The organism is Cetobacterium sp. ZWU0022 (genome assembly GCF_000800875.1).
Taxonomy (GTDB): Bacteria; Fusobacteriota; Fusobacteriia; order Fusobacteriales; family Fusobacteriaceae; genus Cetobacterium_A.
The window spans coordinates 1-809 of sequence record NZ_JRJZ01000112.1 but is presented as its reverse complement, the minus strand read 5'-3'; the positions used below and the strand labels follow the sequence as shown (position 1 = coordinate 809).

Annotated in this window: 1 protein-coding gene; it reads left to right on the top strand. The window is 25.0% G+C overall.

Annotated elements, in window-relative coordinates; translation table 11 throughout:
* Positions 1-453 precede the first annotated feature (453 nt).
* Entirely contained in the window at positions 454-660 is a 207-nt protein-coding gene (locus L988_RS09035; protein WP_047383601.1) for a hypothetical protein, read from the top strand.
* The last annotated feature ends 149 nt before the right edge of the window (positions 661-809 follow it).

Below are 809 nucleotides of genomic sequence, written 5' to 3'. Positions count from 1 at the left end.
TAATAAATAAAATAACTCTTATCTGAGGAAAAGCTAGAGTCAATCTAGCTTTTTTTATTTTTTGTAAGTTCTAAAAAATGTTCCTTGAGCCATTTCTTTTTAGCATTAATTTTCTTTACTAAGTCAAATTCTAGTTTTTTAAAAATTTTTTCTTCCGTTTCTCTTCATAAAAATTTTTTAAAAAATGCTCCGTAAACTTCGCAAATTTGACTTATCAAAAATTAATGCTTTTGAAATTTTCAGCTCAAGAACATGAATTTTTTAGAACCTTAACAACAAAATAATTTCAAAAAGTTGATTTTTCTTTTCTAGCTTTTCCTTCTCTTTAATCTGATCTATTTCTTTTTTATAAAAACTTTTTGAAAATAACTAAAAGATTCAAAGGGTCTCGCCCCCTTGACGGCGAAGCTAAGAACATTGAATTTAAAAAATTAATAATTAGGAGTGAGTGCTTTGGAACTTGAAAAACTGCTTAGTAATGATGAACCTTTAAATATATCTACTTATCACACTTTAAAAAATAGATTAAAAGATTACCAAGCTGTTGTAATATTAACAGATGAAAATAAGGTTTTTCTTCATTCTGAAATTGAAACAGCCTTAATCCAAATCGAAGAACAGATAAAAGGCTTACATAACTATAAACTTGAAATTTTATAAAAAAGGAGATATACAAATGTTTAATAAAGAAAAGTTTGAAGAAGTATTAAAAGAAAATTTTTTAGAAAAGTATGATGATGATAAAATAATAGTAAAAGATGGAGTTTATAGCCTTGCTTATACAACTTCAGAAGATAATAAAGATGAAT